Origin of the sequence: Billgrantia tianxiuensis, assembly GCF_009834345.1 — a bacterium.
Taxonomy (GTDB): Bacteria; Pseudomonadota; Gammaproteobacteria; order Pseudomonadales; family Halomonadaceae; genus Halomonas; species Halomonas tianxiuensis.
The window spans coordinates 4,788,490-4,808,033 of record NZ_CP035042.1; the positions used below are offsets into that span (position 1 = coordinate 4,788,490).

Annotated in this window: 16 protein-coding genes and 7 pseudogenes; 14 read left to right on the forward strand and 9 right to left on the reverse strand. The window is 66.0% G+C overall.

The features are described 5' to 3' along the window. Positions 1–40: 40 nt before the first annotated feature. Positions 41–1,441 (forward strand): annotated as a pseudogene (locus EKK97_RS26005) (TRAP transporter large permease). A gap of 2 nt (positions 1,442–1,443) precedes the next feature. Here the strand turns inward: EKK97_RS26005 and EKK97_RS22455 are convergent. Beyond that, positions 1,444–1,872 (reverse strand): annotated as a pseudogene (locus EKK97_RS22455) (YqaA family protein). A gap of 41 nt (positions 1,873–1,913) precedes the next feature. Here EKK97_RS22455 and thiD point away from each other — a divergent pair. The 3 genes and pseudogenes from thiD (at position 1,914) to dtd (ending at position 4,153) form a co-directional block, all read left to right on the forward strand. Beyond that, positions 1,914–2,726 carry a bifunctional hydroxymethylpyrimidine kinase/phosphomethylpyrimidine kinase gene (gene thiD, locus EKK97_RS22460; RefSeq protein WP_159555351.1) on the forward strand — a complete coding sequence of 271 codons (813 nt, stop codon included), beginning with the start codon at positions 1,914–1,916 and terminating at the stop codon, positions 2,724–2,726. An 81-nt stretch (positions 2,727–2,807) separates the two neighbouring features. Next, positions 2,808–3,652 (forward strand): annotated as a pseudogene (locus EKK97_RS22465) (universal stress protein). A gap of 63 nt (positions 3,653–3,715) precedes the next feature. Then, entirely contained in the window at positions 3,716–4,153 is a 438-nt protein-coding gene (gene dtd, locus EKK97_RS22470) for a D-aminoacyl-tRNA deacylase (protein WP_159555352.1), read from the forward strand. 90 nt (positions 4,154–4,243) lie between these two features. Here the strand turns inward: dtd and EKK97_RS22475 are convergent. Beyond that, positions 4,244–6,195 (reverse strand): annotated as a pseudogene (locus EKK97_RS22475) (ABC-F family ATP-binding cassette domain-containing protein). A gap of 81 nt (positions 6,196–6,276) precedes the next feature. Here EKK97_RS22475 and EKK97_RS22480 point away from each other — a divergent pair. The 7 genes and pseudogenes from EKK97_RS22480 (at position 6,277) to EKK97_RS22510 (ending at position 12,300) form a co-directional block, all read left to right on the forward strand. Next, positions 6,277–6,801, forward strand: coding sequence for a TIGR02444 family protein (locus EKK97_RS22480; protein ID WP_159555353.1), 525 nt, complete (start codon positions 6,277–6,279; stop codon positions 6,799–6,801). 103 nt (positions 6,802–6,904) lie between these two features. Further along, a pseudogene (locus tag EKK97_RS22485) lies at positions 6,905–7,920 on the forward strand (TRAP transporter substrate-binding protein). A 190-nt stretch (positions 7,921–8,110) separates the two neighbouring features. Further along, positions 8,111–8,689 (forward strand): TRAP transporter small permease, encoded by a 579-nt coding sequence (locus tag EKK97_RS22490; RefSeq protein WP_159555354.1) that lies wholly within the window; start codon positions 8,111–8,113, stop codon positions 8,687–8,689. 24 nt (positions 8,690–8,713) lie between these two features. Continuing rightward, positions 8,714–9,997 (forward strand): TRAP transporter large permease, encoded by a 1,284-nt coding sequence (locus EKK97_RS22495; protein WP_159555356.1) that lies wholly within the window; start codon positions 8,714–8,716, stop codon positions 9,995–9,997. A 30-nt stretch (positions 9,998–10,027) separates the two neighbouring features. Then, positions 10,028–10,471: a universal stress protein gene (locus EKK97_RS22500; protein WP_159555358.1), complete on the forward strand. Its 444-nt coding sequence runs from the start codon at positions 10,028–10,030 to the stop codon at positions 10,469–10,471. Between the two features lie 101 nt (positions 10,472–10,572). After that, a pseudogene (locus EKK97_RS22505) lies at positions 10,573–11,255 on the forward strand (FKBP-type peptidyl-prolyl cis-trans isomerase). 10 nt (positions 11,256–11,265) lie between these two features. Beyond that, a complete protein-coding gene (locus EKK97_RS22510) occupies positions 11,266–12,300 on the forward strand; it encodes an alpha/beta hydrolase family protein (protein WP_159555360.1) in 1,035 nt (344 codons plus the stop codon). Between the two features lie 24 nt (positions 12,301–12,324). Here the strand turns inward: EKK97_RS22510 and EKK97_RS22515 are convergent, their stop codons facing one another. Together EKK97_RS22515 and EKK97_RS22520 are read right to left on the reverse strand one after the other, a co-directional pair. Further along, entirely contained in the window at positions 12,325–12,918 is a 594-nt protein-coding gene (locus EKK97_RS22515) for an SCO family protein (RefSeq protein ID WP_201296966.1), read from the reverse strand. Beyond that, positions 12,915–13,427 carry a hypothetical protein gene (locus tag EKK97_RS22520; RefSeq protein ID WP_159555362.1) on the reverse strand — a complete coding sequence of 171 codons (513 nt, stop codon included), beginning with the start codon at positions 13,425–13,427 and terminating at the stop codon, positions 12,915–12,917. The genes EKK97_RS22515 and EKK97_RS22520 overlap by 4 nt, the downstream gene beginning before the upstream one ends. A gap of 133 nt (positions 13,428–13,560) precedes the next feature. Between EKK97_RS22520 and EKK97_RS22525 the strand changes: the two genes are divergently transcribed. Further along, entirely contained in the window at positions 13,561–14,478 is a 918-nt protein-coding gene (locus EKK97_RS22525) for an AEC family transporter (RefSeq protein WP_159555364.1), read from the forward strand. A 465-nt stretch (positions 14,479–14,943) separates the two neighbouring features. On the opposite strand, the gene EKK97_RS22530 is transcribed toward EKK97_RS22525, so the two are convergent. Beyond that, complete coding sequence (locus EKK97_RS22530; RefSeq protein WP_159555366.1) at positions 14,944–15,852, reverse strand: LysR family transcriptional regulator; 909 nt, start codon at positions 15,850–15,852, stop codon at positions 14,944–14,946. Between the two features lie 85 nt (positions 15,853–15,937). Between EKK97_RS22530 and EKK97_RS22535 the strand changes: the two are divergent. Further along, positions 15,938–16,792: pseudogene (locus EKK97_RS22535) on the forward strand (DMT family transporter); the annotation flags it as partial. Between the two features lie 10 nt (positions 16,793–16,802). Here EKK97_RS22535 and trmB read toward each other — a convergent pair. From trmB to thiS, 3 genes are read right to left on the reverse strand one after another with little or no spacing between them, the layout of a single operon-like run. After that, entirely contained in the window at positions 16,803–17,543 is a 741-nt protein-coding gene (gene trmB / locus EKK97_RS25205) for a tRNA (guanosine(46)-N7)-methyltransferase TrmB (RefSeq protein ID WP_159555370.1), read from the reverse strand. A gap of 24 nt (positions 17,544–17,567) precedes the next feature. Further along, positions 17,568–18,362, reverse strand: coding sequence for a thiazole synthase (locus EKK97_RS22545; protein ID WP_159555372.1), 795 nt, complete (start codon positions 18,360–18,362; stop codon positions 17,568–17,570). 59 nt (positions 18,363–18,421) lie between these two features. Next, positions 18,422–18,622 (reverse strand): sulfur carrier protein ThiS, encoded by a 201-nt coding sequence (gene thiS, locus EKK97_RS22550; RefSeq protein WP_159555374.1) that lies wholly within the window; start codon positions 18,620–18,622, stop codon positions 18,422–18,424. Positions 18,623–18,724: 102 nt separating this feature from the next. On the opposite strand from thiS, the gene EKK97_RS22555 reads away from it, so the two are divergent. Then, positions 18,725–19,129: a DUF423 domain-containing protein gene (locus EKK97_RS22555; RefSeq protein WP_159555376.1), complete on the forward strand. Its 405-nt coding sequence runs from the start codon at positions 18,725–18,727 to the stop codon at positions 19,127–19,129. Here the strand turns inward: EKK97_RS22555 and EKK97_RS22560 are convergent. Beyond that, positions 19,105–19,518: a PaaI family thioesterase gene (locus EKK97_RS22560; RefSeq protein WP_159555378.1), complete on the reverse strand. Its 414-nt coding sequence runs from the start codon at positions 19,516–19,518 to the stop codon at positions 19,105–19,107. The genes EKK97_RS22555 and EKK97_RS22560 overlap by 25 nt on opposite strands. Positions 19,519–19,544 lie beyond the last annotated feature (26 nt).

Consider the following 19,544-nt stretch of genomic DNA (forward strand, 5'->3'; position numbering starts at 1 on the left):
CAACACTCCGACCACGACGAGGTGGTGTGACGTGGAAACCCTGCTCGAGTTCATGCCACTGTTCCTGTTCCTCACCGTCTGTGCGGTGCTGATGCTGGGTTATCCGGTTGCCCTGGCCCTGGCCGGTACCGCGCTGATCTTTGCCGGGCTCGGCCACCTGCTCGTGCAGATTGGCGTGCCGGTGCCCTTCGAGGCACGCATGATGGGCGCCATGCCCAACCGCCTCTACGGCATCATGACCAACCAGACGCTGCTCGCCGTGCCGCTGTTCGTATTGATGGGGTGCTGCTGGAGAAGTCGCGGGTGGCTGAGACCCTGCTCGATGCCATGGCGCTGCTGTTCGGCAGTCTGCGCGGGGGCTGGGCATATCGGTGATCCTGGTCGGCATGCTGCTGGCTGCCTCCACCGGCATCGTCGGTGCCACCGTGGTCACCATGGGGCTGCTGTCATTGCCGACGATGCTCAAACGCGGCTATTCGCCTTCGCTTGCCACCGGCAGCATTTGTGCCACCGGCACCTTGGGCCAGATCATCCCGCCCTCCATCGCCCTGGTGCTGCTCGGCGACGTGCTCTCCAACGCCTACCAGCGCGCCCAGCTCGCCATGGCGTGTGGAGTCCCAAGACCGTGTCGGTGGGCGACCTGTTCGTCGGCGCCCTGATCCCCGGCCTGCTGTTGGTGGTGGCCTATATCCTCTACCTGCTGGCAGTCGCCTGGTGGAAACCGGAAAGCGCCCCGCCCGCCGATCGGGAAGCGCTGAAGCAGGAGCTCGGTCACACCGGCAGCCTGTGGCCACTGCTCGTCAAGGGCCTGATCCCTCCCGTACTGCTGATCGTGGCCGTGCTCGGCTCGATCCTCGGTGGCCTGGCCACACCTACCGAGGCCTCGGCGGTAGGTGCCATGGGCGCGTTCCTGCTGGCATTGGCCAACCGCAGGATGGACCTTCCGATGCTGCGCGAGGTGGTCCAGACCACGACCAAGGTCACCAGCATGGTGTTCCTGATCCTGATCGGCGCGGCGCTGTTCTCGCTGGTGTTCCGCGCCTACGGTGGCGAGGAGCTGGTCACGCACCTGTTCGAGGCCCTGCCCGGCGGCGTGGTCGGCGCGACCCTGGTAGTCATGCTGGTGATCTTCCTGCTCGGCTTCATTCTCGACTTCATCGAGATCACCTTCGTGGTGGTGCCGATCGTCGGTCCGGTGCTGCTGATGATGGGTCTCGACCCGATCTGGCTCGGCATCATGATCGCGGTGAACCTGCAGACCTCGTTTTTGACGCCGCCGTTCGGCTTCGCGCTATTCTACCTGCGTGGGGTGACGCCAGAATCGGTGCCGACCTCGGCGATCTACCGCGGCGTGATTCCGTTCATCCTGCTTCAGCTCGGCATGCTGGTGGCGTTGGCCCTGTTCCCGGGGCTGGCAACCTGGCTGCCATCTATTCTATAGGGTCAGCTACACAGGGGGGCCAGCCACGCCTGGGCCAGATAGAGCACCACGGCGTAGCGCGTCCCTTGGCCAGGGTGATCAGCAGGATGGCCCGCCACCACGGCAGGCGAAAGATGCCGGCCAATACGGTGAGAGGGTCGCCGATCACTGGCGCCCAGGAGAGCAACAGACTCCACTCGCCGAAACGAAGATACCAGTGCTCGGCCCGAGCCAGCCCCGGGCGAGGCAGGAAACCAGCGGCGGTTCTGGAAGCGGCGTGCATAGCGCCCCATCCAGACGTTGATCAAGCTGCCCAGGGTATTGCCGGAAGTGGCGACCAGCCACAACACAAGCTCCGGCTCTCCCAGGCACCACAGTCGCGCCAACCAAACCTCGGAGCCACCCGGCAGCAGGGTGGCACTGACCAGCGCCACCACGAACAAACTCAGCATCCAGCGCCTCCAACCTACGTATTCGCTTGCGAGACGACGCCATGACGAACGACCGCCCCATTCCCAACGTCCTCACCATCGCCGGTTCCGATCCCAGTGGAGGCGCCGGCATACAGGCCGATCTCAAGACCTTCTCGGCGCTGGGCGCCTATGGTACCAGCGTCGTCACCGCGCTGACCGCTCAAAACACCTGCGGTGTGCGTGGCGTGTACCCGATGCCGGTGGAATTCATCCGTCTTCAGCTCGACACCCTGCTCGACGACGTGGAAATCGATGCGGTGAAAATCGGCATGGTGGCCAGCCGCGAGGTGGCCGAGGCGCTCCGCGACACCCTGGAGGCCAGGCGGCCGCGCTGGATCGTACTCGACCCGGTCATGGTGGCTAAGAGTGGCGATATCCTGGTCGACGATGTGGGCATCGCGGCGGTACGCGAGGTGCTGGTGCCACTGGCCGACCTGATTACGCCCAATCTGCCCGAGGCCGCAGTGCTGCTGGGCGATGCCGCGCCACGCACGCGCGATGAGATGGCGGCCATGGCGCCCAGGCTGGCGGCGCTGCGTGCCGGTGCCACGCTGCTCAAGGGCGGCCATCTCAGCGGTGAAAGCTGCCCCGACCTGCTGATCGAGAATGACGTCTCGCAGTGGATCGAAGGCACCCGTATCGGCACTTCCAACCTTCACGGCACCGGTTGCTCGCTCTCCTCGGCCATTGCCGCCCGCCTGGCACTTGGCGATACGCTGACGCAAGCCGTAGCCGCGGCCAAGCAGTGGCTGGAGGTGGCCCTGACCGAGAGCCGCCGACTCGATGTCGGCCGGGGGCACGGGCCGGTGCACCATTTTCATCGCTGGTGGTAGCGAAACGCTCCTTGCGCCCTGGCCAAGTGCCACCCATGCTGAAGTCTGTCCTGCCAGGCTCATCCGCAATGGAGAGACGTCATGACCCAGACCCTGCTGTTCGCGTGCGACCTCTCGGCCGAGAATCGCGCCGCCTTCGCCCGGGCCATCCGCCTGGCGATCGAAAGCGGCGCGCGCCTTGACGTCATCCACGTCCTCGACCCTTACCTTCCCCGGCGGGTGCTGCACGATCTGGAAGAGGCCGTCGTGGCCGACATGCAGGCCATCCTCACCGACGTCCGCGAAGACTATGCGTTGCCGGAGCCCAGCGTGATGCTGCAGACGGTGGCCGGCGCCACCTACGCCGAGATCATTCGCGAAGCCCACGACCGCGAGGTCGACATGATCGTGCTCGGCTCCCACCGCAAGCGCGGCCAACCCGACCTGGTTGCCGGTACGACCCTCGCCCGCGTGCTGCGCAGCGCGCCCTGCCCGGTGCTGTCGGTGACCCAGCCGGCCAGCCGCGACTGGCAGGAGATCCTGGTGCCGGTGGACTTTTCGTTGCCCAGCCGCAATACCCTGCGCGAGGCGCTAAAGCGCTTTCCCGAGGCCCATCTGACGCTGCTGCATGCCTGGGACATCCCGGCGAGCGTGAGCTGGGCTCCGACAGCGACTTCGCGCGCTGGCGCGACAGGGAGGTGGAGCGGCTGCGCTGCCAGCTCGAACGCGAGACCGATCAGCTGATGGGTGAGCTCGACAGCGTGCCGGAGGTGGAGCTGGTACTCGAGCAGGGCGACCCGCTGGAGGTGCTGATCACGCGGCTGCGGCGCCAGCCACCCGACCTGTTGGCACTGAGCTGCCGCGGTCAGTTGGGGCGCCAGAGCCCGATCACCGAGGCGCTGCTCGCCGAGCCGCATTGCGACATCATGCTTTGCCGCGCCTGGTAACACTCTCTGCCGGGCGTGTTACCCTTTCGGCAAACTCATGGTCAGAAAGGGGAAGCTCGCCGCATGAAGGCCCTGATACAGCGCGTGCGCCGCGCCAGCGTCACGGTGGAGAACCGGAGGGTGGGCGCCATCGATCATGGCCTGCTGGCCCTGGTGGGGGTGGAGAAGGGTGACGACGAGGCCGCCGCCGAGCGTCTGCTGCACAAGCTGCTGCGCTACCGGGTGTTCAGCGACGAGGCGGGCAAGATGAACCTCGACCTGCAGCAGGTCGATGGCGGGCTGCTACTGGTGTCGCAGTTCACCCTGGCCGCCGATACCCGCAAGGGGCTGCGGCCGAGCTTCTCCAGCGCCGCGCCGCCGGCCGACGGCGAGCGGCTGTTCCACTACCTGCTCGAACGCGCCCGGGCGGCCTGGCCCCGGGTCGAGAGCGGCGAGTTCGCCGCCAACATGCAGGTCGAGCTGATCAATGACGGGCCGGTGACGTTTCTGCTGGAGAGTTGAGAGGGAAGAGGGAAGACAATCTTTGGCTCCAGCTTTCATCTTCAAGGCGCGAAGCGCCGGTCTTCCCTCTTCGAGCGGCGTAGCCGCGTCTTACGTCTCCGAGCGAAGCTCGGCTTCCTCCATCACCTCCAGCGCCTCCTCGGCGGCCAGCCATTCGGCTTCCAGCTCTTCCAGTCGCGACTTCAGCTCGCCCTGGCGGGCCAGCCGCTCGGTGAGCTCTCCCTTGCGCGTCGGGTCGGTGTAGAGCTCGGCCTCGCCCAGCGCCTCCTCCACCGCAGCCAGCTCCGCCTGGGCCTTCTCCAGCGCCTGCTCGGCGCGGTCACGCGCCTTCTTCAACGGACGCAGCTTCTCGCGCAGCTCAGCGGCGGCGCGGCGGCTCGCCTTGCGGTCCTCCTTGGGCGCGGCGCTCTCCGCCTGGCGCTCGGCCTTGTCGGCCCGCGCCTCGCGCCGCTCACCCTCCAGCCGCGCCTTGAGCCAGGCGCGGTAGTCCTCCAGATCGCCGTCGAAAGGCTCGACGCGATGGTCGGCCACCTTCCAGAACTCATCCACCGTGGCACGCAGCAGGTGGCGGTCGTGGGAGACCAGGATCACCGTGCCCTCGAAGCTGGCCAGAGCCTCGGTGAGCGCCTCACGCATCTCCAGGTCGAGGTGGTTGGTGGGCTCGTCGAGCAGCAGCAGGTTGGGCTTGCGCCATGCCACCAGAGCCAGTGCCAGGCGCGCCTTCTCGCCACCGGAGAAATGCCCCACCTCGCCGAAGGCGTCGTCGCCCTGGAAGCCGAATCCGCCGAGGAAGTTGCGGATCGCCTGGTCGCTGGCGGTGGGCGAAAGCCGCTGCACGTGTATGAACGGCGTCGCCGCCATGTCGAGCCCTCGAGCTGGTGCTGGGCGAAGTAGCCGACGCTGAGATGCTCACCCGGCACGCGCTTTCCCGCCAGCAGCGGCAACTCACCGGTCAGCGACTTGATCAAGGTCGACTTGCCAGCCCCGTTGGGGCCCAGCAGGCCGATGCGCTGCCCCGGCAACAGAGTCAGCTTGACCTCGTCGAGTTGGACTTTCTCCGCACCGGCGGTGTCGCGGTAGCCAAGCCGGGCCTGGTCGAGCACCAGCAGCGGATGCGAGGTCTTGTCCGAGGACGGAATGGTGAAGTGGAAGGGCGAATCGGCATGGGCCACGGCGATGTCGCCCATGCGTTCGAGCATCTTCATCCGGCTCTGGGCCTGGCGCGCCTTGCTCGCCTTGGCCTTGAAGCGCGCCACGAAGCGCTCGATCTCCTCGCGTCGAGCCTGCTGCTTGGCCGCCTCGGCCTGCTGCAGCGCCAGCTTTTCGGCGCGGGTGCGCTCGAAGGTGGAGTAGTTGCCGCGGTAGAGCACCAGCCGGCGCCGGTCGAAGTGGACGATGTGATCGCACACCGCGTCGAGGAAGTCGCGGTCATGGGAAATCAGCAGCAGGGTACCGGGATAGCGCGTGAGCCACTGCTCCAGCCACAGCAGGGCATCGAGGTCCAGGTGGTTGGTAGGCTCGTCGAGCAGCAGCAAATCCGAGGGCATGAACAGGGTGCGCGCCAGGTTGGCGCGCATGCGCCAGCCGCCGGAAAACGCCGACAGCGGCCGCTCCAGGTCGGCCTGGGTGAAGCCCAGCCCAATCAACAGCTGGGCGGCACGCGCCGGGGCGCTGTAGCCGTCCAGCGCCTCGATGAGGCCGTGCAGCTCGGCCTCACGATGGGCATCGTCGCACTCGCGTGCCGCCGCCAATGCCGCCTCGGCCTGGCGCAGCTCGCGGTCGCCGTCTAGCACATAGTCGACGATACCGCGATCCAAGGCATCGACCTCCTGGGCCATGTGGGCGATACGCTGCCCGCCGCTCATCTCGATCTCGCCGCGGTCGGGGGCAAGCGTACCCAGCAGCAGGCCGAACAGGCTGGACTTGCCGGCACCGTTGGGGCCGACGATCCCGGCCTTGTGACCGGCATGCAGGGTCAGCTCGGCGTCCTCGAGCAGGGTCTGGGTGCCGCGTTGCAGGGCAACCTGGCGCAGTGCAATCATGCAGGCTCCAACTGGCAGAACAGGGGGGCGATCGCCGCTCCGACATGTTGACGAGATGCCGCTCGGCGAGCGCAGGATCTTATGAAGGGAGATTCTACCGCAACGACCGCCGCTCTGCGGGCCGGCCTGTCGACCGATCCGCTGTGGGATTTCGCGCTGGCATTCTATGCCCGTCCCGGGGTGGAGTCGGCCTGCCTGCGGCTGCAGGACGAGGCGGATGTCGACGTGTGCGAACTACTCTGGCTTTGCTGGCTATATCGCCACCGTCTCATGCTGACTCGGGAGCCTCCCGGGCTCACGGACATTCGACGTTGGCAGCGGGAGATCACTCTACCGCTGCGCAGCCTGCGCCGCCAGCTCAAGGACGAGGCCTCGCGCAACACCGGCATCGCCGAAGTCCGCCGGAAGATCCAGCAGGCCGAGCTCGCCGCCGAGCGCGAAACTCTTCTACGCCTGCAATGCCTCGCCGAGCAAGCCGAGGAGTTGGCAGCGCTACCCACATCTGCTCCAAGCCTCGAAATTTACCTCGCAAGTCGCTGGAAATTACAGAAAAAAGCGCAACTTTTGGCAGCTCAAACCCTAGAATGCCAGCTTGACCCTCTTTAGGGGGCACGCTAGCCTGAAAAAAGCTGTGCAGTCATTTTAGGCTGCCTGATGCCTGTCGATGTTGCTTTTTTTCACGGGCCCAACCTGCGAGGAGAACATAATAATGAAGGCAACCAAGCTGTTGACCACTGCCAGTATCGGCGCGCTGCTGTTTGGCATGTCGGCTGCCGCCTATTCCGATAACTGGCGCTATGCGCATGAGGAATTCGAGGGTGACGTTCAGGACGTATTTGCCGTCGCCTTCAAGGAATACATCGAGGAAAACTCCGACCACACCGTTCAGATTTACCGCTTCGGCGAGCTGGGTGAATCAGACGATATCATGGAGCAGACCCAGGCCGGCATCCTGCAATTCGTCAACCAGTCGCCCGGCTTCACCGGCGCCCTGATTCCCGAAGCCCAGATCTTCTTCATCCCCTACCTGCTGCCTACCGACGAAGAAACCGTCCTCCAGTTCTTCGACGAGAGCGTGGCGATCAACGAGACGTTCCCGGAGCTCTACGCCGAACAGGGCCTCGAGCTGCTCAAGATGTATCCGGAAGGCGAGATGGTCGTGACCGTGGATGAGCCGATCCGCACCCCGGCAGACCTGCGCGGCAAGAACATCCGTACCATGACCAACCCGCTGCTCTCCGAGACCTACCGCGCCTTCGGCGCCACACCGACCCGCTGCCCTGGGGTGAGGTGTACGGCGGCCTGCAGACCGGCATCATCCAGGGCCAGGAGAACCCGATCTTCTGGATCGAGTCCGGCGGCCTCTACGAAGTGTCCCCGCACCTCGTCTTCACCGGCCATGGCTGGTTCACCACTGCGATGATGGCCAACCAGGACTTCTTCGACGGCCTTTCCGAGGAGGATCAGCAGCTGGTGCGTGATGCGGCCGACGCGGCCTACGAGCACACCATCGAGCACATCTCCGGCCTGGCCGAGGAGTCACTGGCGAAGATCCAGGAAGCCTCCGACGAGGTCACCGTGACTCGCCTCGACGAGGACGAGATCCAGGCCTTCCGCGAGCGTGCACCGCAGGTCGAGGAGCGTTTCATCGAAATGACCGGCGACCGCGGTCGCGAGCTGCTCGAGCAGTTCAAGGCCGACCTGGAAGCCGTCTCCGGCGAGTAAGCCCCCGGGCCACTCACCGTGAACGCATGAAGGGGTAGCCGGTCGGCTGCCCCTTCGTGTTTCCGGCCTGAGCGCTTCCCGGCCAAACAGCGTTGAAGCCGGTACATCACTGCCGGCCTCGTGTTGCTTACCCTGTGCGAGGGAGTCGCGCTTCATCCATTTGCAGGGAAGATTCCAGGAGACCGGTCGCATGACAGAAGAAGATTCGGAAAAGAACTACCGTTCCACGCTCCCCGGCCCTCTCGGCATCGTCGATACCTGGATCAGCCGCGCCGAGTCGATGATCCTGGCGCTGGGCGTGATCCTGATGGCGATCAACACCGTGGCCAACGTGATCAGCCGCTTCGCCCTGGGCGAGAGCCTGCACTTCTCCGAGGAGATCAACCGCATCCTGATCGTGATGATCACCTTCGCCGGGCTTGGCTATGCCGCGCGTCATGGTCGTCACATCCGCATGTCGGCCATCTACGATGCCTTGCCCACCGGCGGCCGGCGCTGGCTGATGATCGTGATCTGCCTGTTCACCTCGCTGGTGATGTTCGTGCTCTGCTATTACTCGATCGGTTACATCCAGACCCTCTACGGTCGCGGTCGCGTGCTTCCTTCGCTGAGCATCCCCGTCTGGATCATCTACCTCTGGGTCCCAGTCGGCTTCACCATCACCGGTATCCAGTATCTGCTTACCGCGATCAAGAATCTCACCTCCCGTGACGTCTATCTGTCGACCCATGTCATCGACGGCTACAAGGATACCGAAACGGAAGTCTGACGCAGGGCGCGAGGAACCATTACCATGACACCCATCATTCTCTCCATCATGATCGTGCTCCTGCTGCTGGGATTTCCGATGATGATTCCGCTGGCGACGGCAGCCTTCGTCGGCTTCTACATGACCTTCGGCGGCCTGGGGCAGATGGAAACCCTCATTCAGCAGATGATGGGGGGCATTCGACCGACGGCGCTGATTGCCGTACCGATGTTCATCCTGGCCGCCGACATCATGACCCGCGGCCAGTCGGCAGGACGGCTGATCGACATGGTCATGAGCTTCGTCGGCCATATCAAGGGCGGGCTCGCGGTCAGCACCGCCGCCTCCTGCACCCTGTTCGGCGCCGTGTCGGGCTCGACCCAGGCCACCGTGGTGGCAGTGGGCTCGCCGTTGCGTCCACGCATGCTCAAGGCCGGCTACAAGGACTCCTTCACCCTGGCCCTGATAATCAACTCCAGCGACATCGCCTTCCTGATTCCGCCGAGCATCGGCATGATCATCTATGGCGTCATCTCGGGCACCTCGATCGGCGAGCTGTTCATTGCCGGTATCGGCCCGGGGCTGTTGATCCTGGCCATGTTCTCGGTCTACTGCGTCATCTATGCCATCGTGCACAAGGTGCCGACCGAGCCCAAGTCGAGCTGGAAGGAAAGAGCCCTCGCCGTACGCGATGCACTGTGGCCGCTGGGCTTCCCGGTACTGATCGTGGGCGGCATCTATGGCGGTATCTTCAGCCCCACCGAAGCCGCCGCAGCGTGCGTACTGTATGCGGTGCTGCTCGAGTTCGTGGTCTTCCGTTCACTGAAGATGCCGGACATGTATGCCATCGCCAAGTCCACCGGCCTGATCACCGCGGTGGTGTTCATTCTGGTGGCAGTCGGTAACGGCTTCTCCTGGATCATCTCCTTCGCCCAGATCCCCCAGACCCTGCTGGCGGCGTTCGGTATCAACGAGGCAGGGCCGATCGGCGTGCTGATCGCCATTTCGGTGGCTTTCTTCATCGCCTGCATGTTCGTCGATCCGATCGTGGTGATCCTGGTGCTGACGCCGATCTTCGCCCCGGCGATCTCGGCCTCGGGCCTCGACCCGGTACTGGTCGGTGTGCTGATCACGCTGCAGGTGGCGATAGGCTCGGCGACACCGCCCTTCGGCTGCGACATCTTCACCGCCATTGCCATTTTCAAGCGACCCTACTGGGAAGTGATACGCGGTACGCCGCCCTTCGTCTTCATGCTGATCCTGTCGGCGGCGCTGATCATCATATTCCCGCAGATCGCCCTGTTCCTGCGCGATCTGGCCTTCCGCTAACGGCCGCCCCGATGCTGAGGAGACGTTGAGATGTTCAATCGCATACTGGTACCGGTGGACGGTTCCAAGGGCGCCCTGAAGGCACTGGAGAAGGCCGTGGGTCTGCATCTGCTGACCGGCGCCGAACTCTATATCCTGTGCGTATTCAAGCACCATAGCCTGTTGGAGGCATCGCTCTCGATGGTGCGCCCGGAGAGGCTCGACATTCCCGACGACGCCCTCAAGGAGTACGCCACCGAGGTCGCCGTGCACGCCAAGAGCGAGGCGGTCGAGCTGGGAGCCGAGCCGACCCGGCTGCGCGCCTTCGTCAAGGGCGGGCGCCCTTCGCGCACCATCGTGCGCTTCGCGCGCAAGAGGGAGTGCGACCTGATCGTGATCGGCGCCCAGGGCACCAACGGCGAGAAGAGCCTGCTGCTGGGCAGCGTGGCCCAGCGCGTTGCCGGCTCGGCGCACTGCCCCACCCTGGTGGTATGAGCCAGTGGCCGGCGCCGCCCCTCGGGTGCGGAACCGGCCCCACCCTGATAGAGTCCGAGTACTGTTGCACGCCGCTCAATGACTAATCGATAGGACTCTGCATGAAGACACTGCTGACATCCGCCTCCTTGGTTGCCTTGGTGGCCGCGGCGCCTTGGGTTCTGGCCGCACCGGAGACAGAGGACGAGCGTCTCAGCTATAGCCTGGGCATTGCCTACGGCCAGAGCATTGCCCAGGAGTATCCCGACCTCGACGTCGAGGCTTTCACCGACGCCATTCGCGATCTCATCGAAGGCAACGACCTGGCCATGGAAGCCGAAGAGATGGCCGCGACCCTGAGCAAGTTCCAGCAGGATGCACTGGCCGCCCGCCAGGCCGAAGCCGAGGAACTGGCCGAGCTCAATCTCGCCGAAGGGCAGGCTTTCCTGGCCGAGAACGCCGAGCGCGAAGAGGTCACCACGACCGAGTCGGGCCTTCAATACGAGGTGCTGGAGAACGGCGACGGCGACAGCCCCGGCCCCAGCTCTCACGTTGAAGTGCACTACGAGGGAACCCTGGTCGACGGCACGGTCTTCGACAGCTCCTTCGAACGCGGCCAGCCGCTGAGCTTCCGCGTCGACCAGGTGATCGAAGGCTGGCAGGAAGCGCTGCAACTGATGAGCGTGGGCGACACCTGGATGCTGTTCATCCCCCTGAGCTTGGCTACGGCGCCCAGGGCCAGGGTCCCATCGGCCCCAACGAGACGTTGATCTTCCGCGTCGAACTGCTCGATGTCATGGAATGACGCCTACCGCATGAAAGCCTTGACCCTGTTGGCTGTCGGGCTGCTGCTGAGCCACGGCGCCCAAGCGGAGACTCGATTGCCCGAGCTGCCCCGGCTCGCTGTCGAGCCAAACGCGACCAGTGTGATCGGCGTCTCCTCGGGAGGCTACATGGCCACCCAATTGGCCGTGGCCTGGCCGGAACGCTTCCAGGGCGTGGCCGTGCTCGCCGCGGGCCCGTGGAGCTGCGCCCAGGGCGGCCTGGGCCAGGCACTTGGGCAGTGCATGGCGACACGTCGCGGGCCACCCGACCTTGCCGGCCTGGACGTGCGCCTGCGCGACTACCAGGCGCGTGGCCTGGTGGGCGGGAGCGAAGCGCTTGCCGCGCTGCGTGCCTTCGTCTGGCACGGGGACGAGGACAGCGTGGTGGATCCCTCGCTCGGCCTGGCGCTGGCCGAGCAATTGGGCGACTGGCTGGCAAATCCCGAGGAACAGCTCAAGGTGGTTCGCTCCCCCGGCGTCGGCCACGGCTGGCCCATCGAGGCCGACGAGCGGATTCCGCCAAGCCAGCTGGCCCAATGCCGAATCGGCGGCGGCACCCATATGCTGGCCTGCGGCCTGGATATCGCGGGCGAAGCGCTGGACTGGCTGCATGGGCCGCAGGAGCCCGCGCAAGCCATGTCGTCGACCCAGTTGCTGCGCTTCGACCAGGCCCCGTTCGACGCCCGCGGCTTGGGCGATGCCGGCTACGTGCTGGTTCCGGAGGGCTGCGAGGCGGGAGGCTGCGGCCTGACCGTGGCACTGCACGGCTGCAGCATGACCGAGGAGCAGATCGACGAAGCCTTCGTACGCTACAGCGGCCTCAACGAATGGGCCGCGGCCAACCGCCGTGTCGTGCTCTATCCCCAGGCCACCAGTAGCCTGGCCAATCCCCAGGGTTGCTGGGACTGGTGGGGCTTTGCCGAGAGCACCTGGCAGCTCGACCCGTTGCACGACACCCGGGAAGGCGTCCAAGTCCAAGCGCTGATGGCCATGATCGAACGACTCGAGGAAGCCCCTGAGGAGTAAGCCCCGAGGAGTGAGTAGGCGCCGCTATCCGCCGAGTTCGTGCTCAAGCGCCGAACGTAGCGGATGCGGCGTCGGCGAGTAGAGCACCCGCTGCAGGATCGTACCGTGGCGGTCGACCAGATAGATCGATGAGCTGTGGTCGATGGTGTACTCCATCGCCGAGTCGGGCGTTTCCACCCGGCGCCAGATGACCCCGTACCGGGCGGCCAGCTCCTCGAGCTGTGCCTGGCTGCCGGTGGCACCGATGAAGTCATCGCCGAAATATCCGACATACTCGGTGAGGCGTTCGATGGTGTCGCGCTCCGGATCCACGGAGATCAGCACCGGGACCACCCGCCGCCGCTGATCCTCCTCCAGCCCCTGCATGACCTGACGCATCACGGCCATGCTCATCGGGCAAACGTCCGGGCAGTAGGTATAACCGAAGAACAGTACCGCCAGCTGGTCGTCCTCGAGCTGGGTCAGTGAAAAATCGCCCTGGGTCGAGGGTAGCTCCACCGGGCCGCCCTTCGGGCTGCCGTCGTCGGCCTGCTGGAACTGCTGGAAACCGACCAGCCCGCCGAGAGCCACCACGACGACCAGCGCGCCCAATACCACCCAGATACGTTGCCGCTTCATGGCGAACTCCGCTCCACCGTGAAATCGAATCGGCTGCCCAACCGGCCCTCCGCAGTCTCCACCACGACCTGGGCCTGCCAGGGCATGACCGACTCGGTGCAGATCGGCACTTGGCCAATCCCCTCGAAACGACCATTATCCTGCTTGCTCAAGGGGAAGCGATGCAAGCCCATGTCCATGTCGCGGCCGACGAAGTCGACGCTGACCGCCCGCGCCTCCACGCCCTCCACCCGGACCGTCAGCGGCAGCAGCTCCAGAGCATGGATACCGTCGGAGGCGGCGACGCTCAAGGTCAGCGCGCGCCCCTCGCCTAGGCTGGCGCGGCAACCGGCCTGGTGCAGATCGCAGGGCAGCGCGGCGAGATACCAGTCGACATCGCTGTCGCCGCGCACCAGATGCGACAGCAGATACCACAATGCCACGCTGAGCGTCAGCAGCGTGGCGAGCATCATCAGGCGAAGCCCCGGAAAGCGGGATTCGCTGGCTTCGGGCAGGGAGGGCGAGGGCATGTGGCGAACGCAGCACTTCACTGGACAGCGATAAAGGGTAAGCTTAACAGCATTTTCCTACCGGCCTGGCGTGTACCGTTGTCGCAGGGTTAAACGGTCGCAGCGGCCTGGTCTAAGCCATAAGGATAGCGAGATGGAAGGCGTCGCCGATGCCCTGGGGCCCCTGTTCCTGCTGATACTGTTCGGCGCCGTCCTGGGACGATTGCGCCAGCCGGACGGTAACTTCTGGATACAGCTCGAGAAAGTCATCTACTTTCTGCTCTTCCCCGCCATGCTGGTCGCTACCCTGGCCACCGCCAACGTCGGTGAGGTGCCAGTGGTGCGTCTGGCGCTCGCCCTGCTCGGCGGCATGCTGGCATTTGCCGGGCTGCTGTGGGCCATACAGCGCAGGCTGGGCCTCGAGCCGGCCGCCTTCACTTCGGTATTTCAGGGCGCACTGCGCTTCAACACCTATGTCGGAGTGGCTGGCGCGGCCGCCCTGCATGGTACCGCCGGCGCCACGGTGGCGGCGGTCGCCGTGGCGCTGATGGTGCCGATGGTCAACGTACTGTGCGTCGCCAGCTTCATCGCCGCCGGCACACTCGGCCCCTCGAGCCTGGGCAAGAGCCTGGCGGCACTGGTGCGCAACCCGCTGATTCTCGCCTGCCTGGCCGGCATCGGCCTCAACCTCTCCGGCATCGGCCTGCCCGGCTGGAGCGGCTCCGCCGTGGAGTTGCTGGGCCGCGCCGCCCTGCCGCTCGGGCTGGTGGCGGTGGGCGTTGCCCTGCGCCCCCAAGCGCTACTGCGGGTGGATCGCGGCGTGTGGACTTCCAATCTGGTCAAGCTGGTATTGATGCCCGCCCTGGTGTTCGCCGTGGCGCTGATGCTGGGGCTGGACGCCGTGAGTCGCGATGTGGCCCTGCTGTTTGCCGCCCTGCCCACGGCTACCTCGGCCTACATCCTGGCGCGTCAACTAGGTGGCGATGCCGAGCTGATGGCTGCCCTGATCACCGGCCAGACGCTGCTTGCCATGGCGACGCTGCCCCTGTGGCTGCATCTCGCCGGAAGCTGAAATAAAAAACATTCGCATTCGTGTTGACGGCGATAATGAGAATGGATTACATTGAGGGCGTGGTGTTGATGAGGCACCACGGCCATTAGGGGAACCGCCAGTTTCCCGCTATGGTTTCTCCCCCTCATTGCTAGTCACGGTCTTGCCTGCGCCTCCCCTGGAGGCGCTTTTTTTTGCTTGGAAGGTCCCCTCATTGCTGCTTTTTACAAGGTCAGGGTCTTGCCTGCACCTCCTCTGGAGGCGCTTTTTTTTGCTTGGAAGGTCCCTCATTGCTGCTTTTTACAAGGTCAGGGTCTTGCCTGCACCTCCTCTGGAGGCGCTTTTTTGCTTGGAAGGCCCCCTCATTGCTGCTTTTTACAAGGTCAGGGTCTTGCCTGCGCCTCCTCTGGAGGCGCTTTTTTGCTTGGAAGGCCCCTCATTGCTGCTTTTTACAAGGTCAGGGCCTTGCCTGCGCCTCACCCACCCTCACCCGGCTCCTGCGCCGCGCCAGGGCCCACGCCCACGCAGGCGCTCGCGCAGCAGCTCGGCTAGTGCCTGGGCGGCGGGCCGAGAGGCAGGTTCGATGGTACGGGCGAAGTGCAATTGCGCCTCGCAGCGGCCGAGCACGGGCAACCCTTCGGCCTCGCCCAGCTCGCGCATGGCGGGGGTCAGACGCTCGCGGTCGAGCACACTGATCGCCAATCCCGTCTCCACCGCGCGTTCGATGGCGTGGATGCTGGTGCTGGTGAACACCGCGTGCCAGGGCCTGCCGAGCCTTTCCAGGGCTTCGGTGGCCAGCGCCCGGTAGGGACAATCGACCTCGTGCAGGGCCAGCGGCAGGCTGTCCCGCTCGGTCAGGTTGGCGATGCGTGGAGCGGCCCATACCGGCCGGGTGCGCCACAGCGGCTCGCCCCCGGGCAACGCGATGGGGCGGTCCAGCACCACCGCCAGGTCCAGCCGCGCGCGCTCCAGCTGGCGTGCCAGCTCGCCGCTGGTGGCCGTTACCGCCTGCAGCAGCACCTCGGGGTGGCGCGCGGTGAACTCAGGCAATACGTCGCCGAGCAGCTCGCGGGCGTAATCCTCGGGCAGGCCGAAGCGCACCTTGCCCCGCAGGCCACGCCCGGCGTAGCGAGCGACGATGCCGTCGTGCATACGCAGCAGTTCGCGTACCTCCTGCAGCAGCGCCTCGCCGGTGGCGGTCGGCACGACACCGCGCGGGCCGCGCTCCAGCAGGCGGGCATCGAGCAGCGACTCGAGGCGCTTGATCTGCATGCTGATGGCGCTCACGGTGCGGTGCCGCTGTTCGGCCGCCGCCGCCAGCGAGCCAAGCCGGGCCGCTGCCTGGAAGCTGCGCAGCAGTTCGAGATCCAGAGTCGCCGTCGAGACTTCAACCATATTGTATCCTGCCTGCAAACAATATCGCTTCATTGAAGCCTCGATAGCCGTCAAGCTCAAGCTCCCGTAACCGAGGAGCACAACGATGCCTCAGCAGATCCTGTCGCTACTGATCGCCGCCGGCTTCGTGGTGTGCTGGAGCTCCGGCTTCGTCGGTGGCCGACTTGCCAGCGCACTGGATACGCCAGTGCTCAGTCTGTTCGCCTGGCGCTTTCTGCTCGCCGCCCTGCTGGTGGCGCTATGGTGCCGGTGGCGGCTCGGCGAGGCGCCGAGGGCGAGCGATATGCGGCGGGAGATGGCGGTCGGCAGCCTGACCATGGGCGGCTACCTGCTGGGCGTGATCGTGGCCATCGACCTGGGCGTCAGCACCAGCGTCACGGCGCTCGTCACCGCCCTGCAGCCGCTGCTGGCAGCGGCGCTGGCAGGCCCTCTGCTGGGAGAGCGCCTGCGGCCGCGTGGCTGGCTGGGAATGGTCATCGCCACTCTGGGCGTGGCGCTGTGCGTGGCCGACGACATGCAACAGCCGCTGGCCGCCCCGTGGTGGGCCTACCTGTTGCCGCTGCTGTCGGTGATCTCGGTCACGCTCGGCAGCGTACTGGCGGTGCGTCAGGCGACCGCCATGCCGCTATCGGCGGCGCTGCTGGCCCAGTTGCTCGCAGCCGCGGGAATCTTCCTGCTGGCCGCGCTGGTGGTGGAGGGAGGGAAGCTGTCACCGCCAACGCTGGAACCCTCTTTCCTCGCCGCCATCGGCTGGCTGGTGGTGCTGTCGAGCTTGGGCGGCTACGGCTTCTTCATCGCCAGCCTGCGTCGGCTAGGCGTCACGCTGACCTCGGCGCTGGTGCACCTGACGCCGGGAGTGACGCTGCTGTGGGCCGCGGCGATGTTCGGCGAGCGCCTTGGCCCGACCGGGCTCGTCGGCATGGTGCTGGCCGGCGTCGGCGCCGGCCTGGCTATTCGCTACGTTCGAAGATCAGGTCCCACACCCCGTGACCGAGACGCTCGCCGCGTGCCTCGAACTTGGTCAGCGGGCGAAACGCCGGACGCGGCACATAGGGTGCCGTCTCGGGCGTCGCAGAGTTGACGTAGCCCGGCGCGGCCGCCATCACCTCGGCCATCCACTCGGCGTAGGCCTGCCAGTCGGTGGCCATGTGCAGCTTGCCACCCAGCTTCAAGCGGGTACGGATCAGCTCGACGAAAGCGGGCTGCACGATGCGCCGCTTGTGGTGCTTCTTCTTCGGCCAGGGGTCGGGGAAGAACAGCTGCAGGGTATCGAGGCTGGCTTCCGGCAGGCACTGTTCGAGCACGGCCAGGGCGTCCTCGCGATAGACGCGAAGGTTGGTCAGGCCGCGCTTGTCGGCCTCGTCGAGCAGCTTGCCCACCCCCGGGGCGTGCACCTCGATGCCGATGAAGTCGGTATCGGGGTGAGTCTCGGCCTGTTCGACCAGCGAGGCGCCCATGCCGAAGCCGACCTCCACCACCCGCGGTGCCCGGCGCCCGAACAGGGCGTCGAGGTCCTGCCGCCCGTCGGCCAGGGTCAGGCCCAGCCGCGGCCAGACCTCTTCCAGGCCGCGGGTCTGGGCCTGGGTCATGCGCCCGGCGCGCAGCACGTAGCTCTTGATGCCGCGACGATGCAGCGGGGCGTCCGGCCCTTCCGGGCCGGTGGTGGCGATATCGCGTTGCGGGTCACTCATGGATTCGTTGCGGCTCCGGTGGATTCAGCCGTTGATGCGGCCGGCAAAGGGCGAGGAAGGCTCGGCGCTCTGGCGGCGCGGCATGCGCCCGGCGAGGAAGGCCTCGCGCCCGGCCTCGACGGCCTTCTTCATGGCGCTGGCCATCAGCACCGGCTGGCGCGCGTGGGCGATGGCCGAGTTCATCAGCACGCCGTCGCAGCCCAGCTCCATGGCCATGGCGGCGTCGGAAGCGGTGCCGATCCCGGCGTCGACCAGCACAGGCACGCCCGCCTGCTCGATGATCAGGCGGATGTTGTGCGGGTTCTGGATGCCGTGACCGGAGCCGATCAGCGAGCCCAGCGGCATGATCGCGCAGCAGCCCAGGCGCTCGAGTTCCTTGGCCACGATAGGATCGTCGCTGGTGTAGACCATCACGTCGAAGTCGTCATTGATCAGCTCCTCCGCCGCCTTGAGGGTCTCGACCACGTTGGGATAGAGGGTCGAGTCGTCGCCCAGTACCTCGAGCTTGACCAGCTTGTGGCCATCGAGCAGCTCTCGCGCCAGCTTGCAGGTACGCACGGCGTCCTTGGCGGTATAGCAGCCGGCGGTGTTGGGCAGCAGAGTGAAGCGCTCCGGCGGCACCACGTCGAGCAGGTTGGGGCCGGCTTCCTGGCCGAGATTGGTGCGGCGCACGGCGAAGGTGACGACCTCGGCGCCGGAGGCAGCGATGGCCTCGGCTGTCTCGTCGAAGTCCTTGTACTTGCCGGTGCCGACCAGCAGGCGTGAGGTGAAGGCGTGGCCGGCAATCCGCAGCGGCTGATCCTGGAAGAAGTCTGTCATCGTTTGAGCCTGTGTCTGTAGCGGAGTCTGGATCGGGAAGCGGTCGGACGAGGTAGCCATCAGCCACCGCCGATGGCGTGAACGATCTCGATGCGGTCGCCGTCGGCCAGGGGAGTGGTATCGTGCGCGCTCTTGGGCACGATCTCTTCGTTACGCTCGACGGCGATACGCCGCCCGCTCAGGCCAAGGCTATCGACCAACTGCGCCACCGTGAGGCCGGGGGCAAGGTCTCGGGCCTCACCGTTGAGCTGGATCTGCATGGCGTCCTCTCCACGTTGACGAGTGTCGCGGGCCGATATTGTAGCCCTTTCGCGCCCCCCACGGTACGGTAGGCGCAAAACCTATCCGCAGGAGAGTACACGATGCACGACCGCGGCTGGTGGTGCCTGGCGGCGCTCTCGGGTGCCGTAACGGTCATGGCCGGCGCCTTCGCCGCCCATGCCCTGCAGGGGCAATTGCCCGAGCGCCTGCTTGGCGCCTTCGAAACCGGCGTGCGCTACCAGGCGTGGCACACCTTGGCGATGCTCGGCGTATTGGCCTGGCGCGCATCCCGGCCGCTACGCGGTCAGCTTCTCGTGCTCGGCCTTTGGACAGCAGGAATGGGACTGTTCTCCGGCTCCCTCTACCTGCTGGCGCTCAGCGGCCTGGGTGCCCTGGGCATGGTGACGCCGTTCGGCGGCGTGCTGATGATCGCCGGCTGGCTGGCGCTGGCCGTCTGTGTGCTGCGCGGCCGGCCCGACGGTCAGTCCGAATCGGGGATGGCGTAGGTCGCGGTGACGTGGGCCACGGGACGCTCGTCACCGGCGGAAAAAAGCTGCACCTCGCCCACCGCCAGGCGACGGCCCAGCTTGAGGATGCGGGCGTTGGCGATCAGGTCGCGGTCGCCGCGGGCGCGGCGCAGGAAATGGCAGTTGAGATCGGTGGTCACGGCCATCGGCTCGGGGCCGATCTGAGCCAGGATCGCCACGTAGAGGCACACGTCGGCGAGCCCCATCATGGTCGGTCCGGAAACGCAGGAGCCGGGACGCAGGTGCTCGTCCTCGATGGCCAGACTCATGGTCGCCCGCATGTGATCGACCGCCTCAATGGTACCGGCGCGCTGGGGAAACACCTCGTCGAGAAAGTCCTCGATGGCGGCGGCGGTCATCACGGTCATGAGGCTCTCCTGACAGTATGAAACGG

Coding starts and splice junctions, on each gene's coding strand:
- EKK97_RS22520 (WP_159555362.1), bottom strand. CDS start 13,427: ATGCCCTCGCCCTCCCTGCCCGAAGCCAGCGAATCCCGCTTTCCGGGG.
- trmB (WP_159555370.1), bottom strand. CDS start 17,543: ATGAGTGACCCGCAACGCGATATCGCCACCACCGGCCCGGAAGGGCCG.
- thiS (WP_159555374.1), bottom strand. CDS start 18,622: ATGCAGATCCAGCTCAACGGTGAGGCCCGAGACCTTGCCCCCGGCCTC.
- EKK97_RS22490 (WP_159555354.1), top strand. CDS start 8,111: ATGACAGAAGAAGATTCGGAAAAGAACTACCGTTCCACGCTCCCCGGC.
- EKK97_RS22525 (WP_159555364.1), top strand. CDS start 13,561: ATGGAAGGCGTCGCCGATGCCCTGGGGCCCCTGTTCCTGCTGATACTG.
- EKK97_RS22555 (WP_159555376.1), top strand. CDS start 18,725: ATGCACGACCGCGGCTGGTGGTGCCTGGCGGCGCTCTCGGGTGCCGTA.
- dtd (WP_159555352.1), top strand. CDS start 3,716: ATGAAGGCCCTGATACAGCGCGTGCGCCGCGCCAGCGTCACGGTGGAG.
- EKK97_RS22510 (WP_159555360.1), top strand. CDS start 11,266: ATGAAAGCCTTGACCCTGTTGGCTGTCGGGCTGCTGCTGAGCCACGGC.
- EKK97_RS22495 (WP_159555356.1), top strand. CDS start 8,714: ATGACACCCATCATTCTCTCCATCATGATCGTGCTCCTGCTGCTGGGA.
- EKK97_RS22530 (WP_159555366.1), bottom strand. CDS start 15,852: ATGGTTGAAGTCTCGACGGCGACTCTGGATCTCGAACTGCTGCGCAGC.
- EKK97_RS22480 (WP_159555353.1), top strand. CDS start 6,277: ATGAAGGGAGATTCTACCGCAACGACCGCCGCTCTGCGGGCCGGCCTG.
- thiD (WP_159555351.1), top strand. CDS start 1,914: ATGACGAACGACCGCCCCATTCCCAACGTCCTCACCATCGCCGGTTCC.
- EKK97_RS22560 (WP_159555378.1), bottom strand. CDS start 19,518: ATGACCGTGATGACCGCCGCCGCCATCGAGGACTTTCTCGACGAGGTG.
- EKK97_RS22515 (WP_201296966.1), bottom strand. CDS start 12,918: ATGAAGCGGCAACGTATCTGGGTGGTATTGGGCGCGCTGGTCGTCGTG.
- EKK97_RS22545 (WP_159555372.1), bottom strand. CDS start 18,362: ATGACAGACTTCTTCCAGGATCAGCCGCTGCGGATTGCCGGCCACGCC.
- EKK97_RS22500 (WP_159555358.1), top strand. CDS start 10,028: ATGTTCAATCGCATACTGGTACCGGTGGACGGTTCCAAGGGCGCCCTG.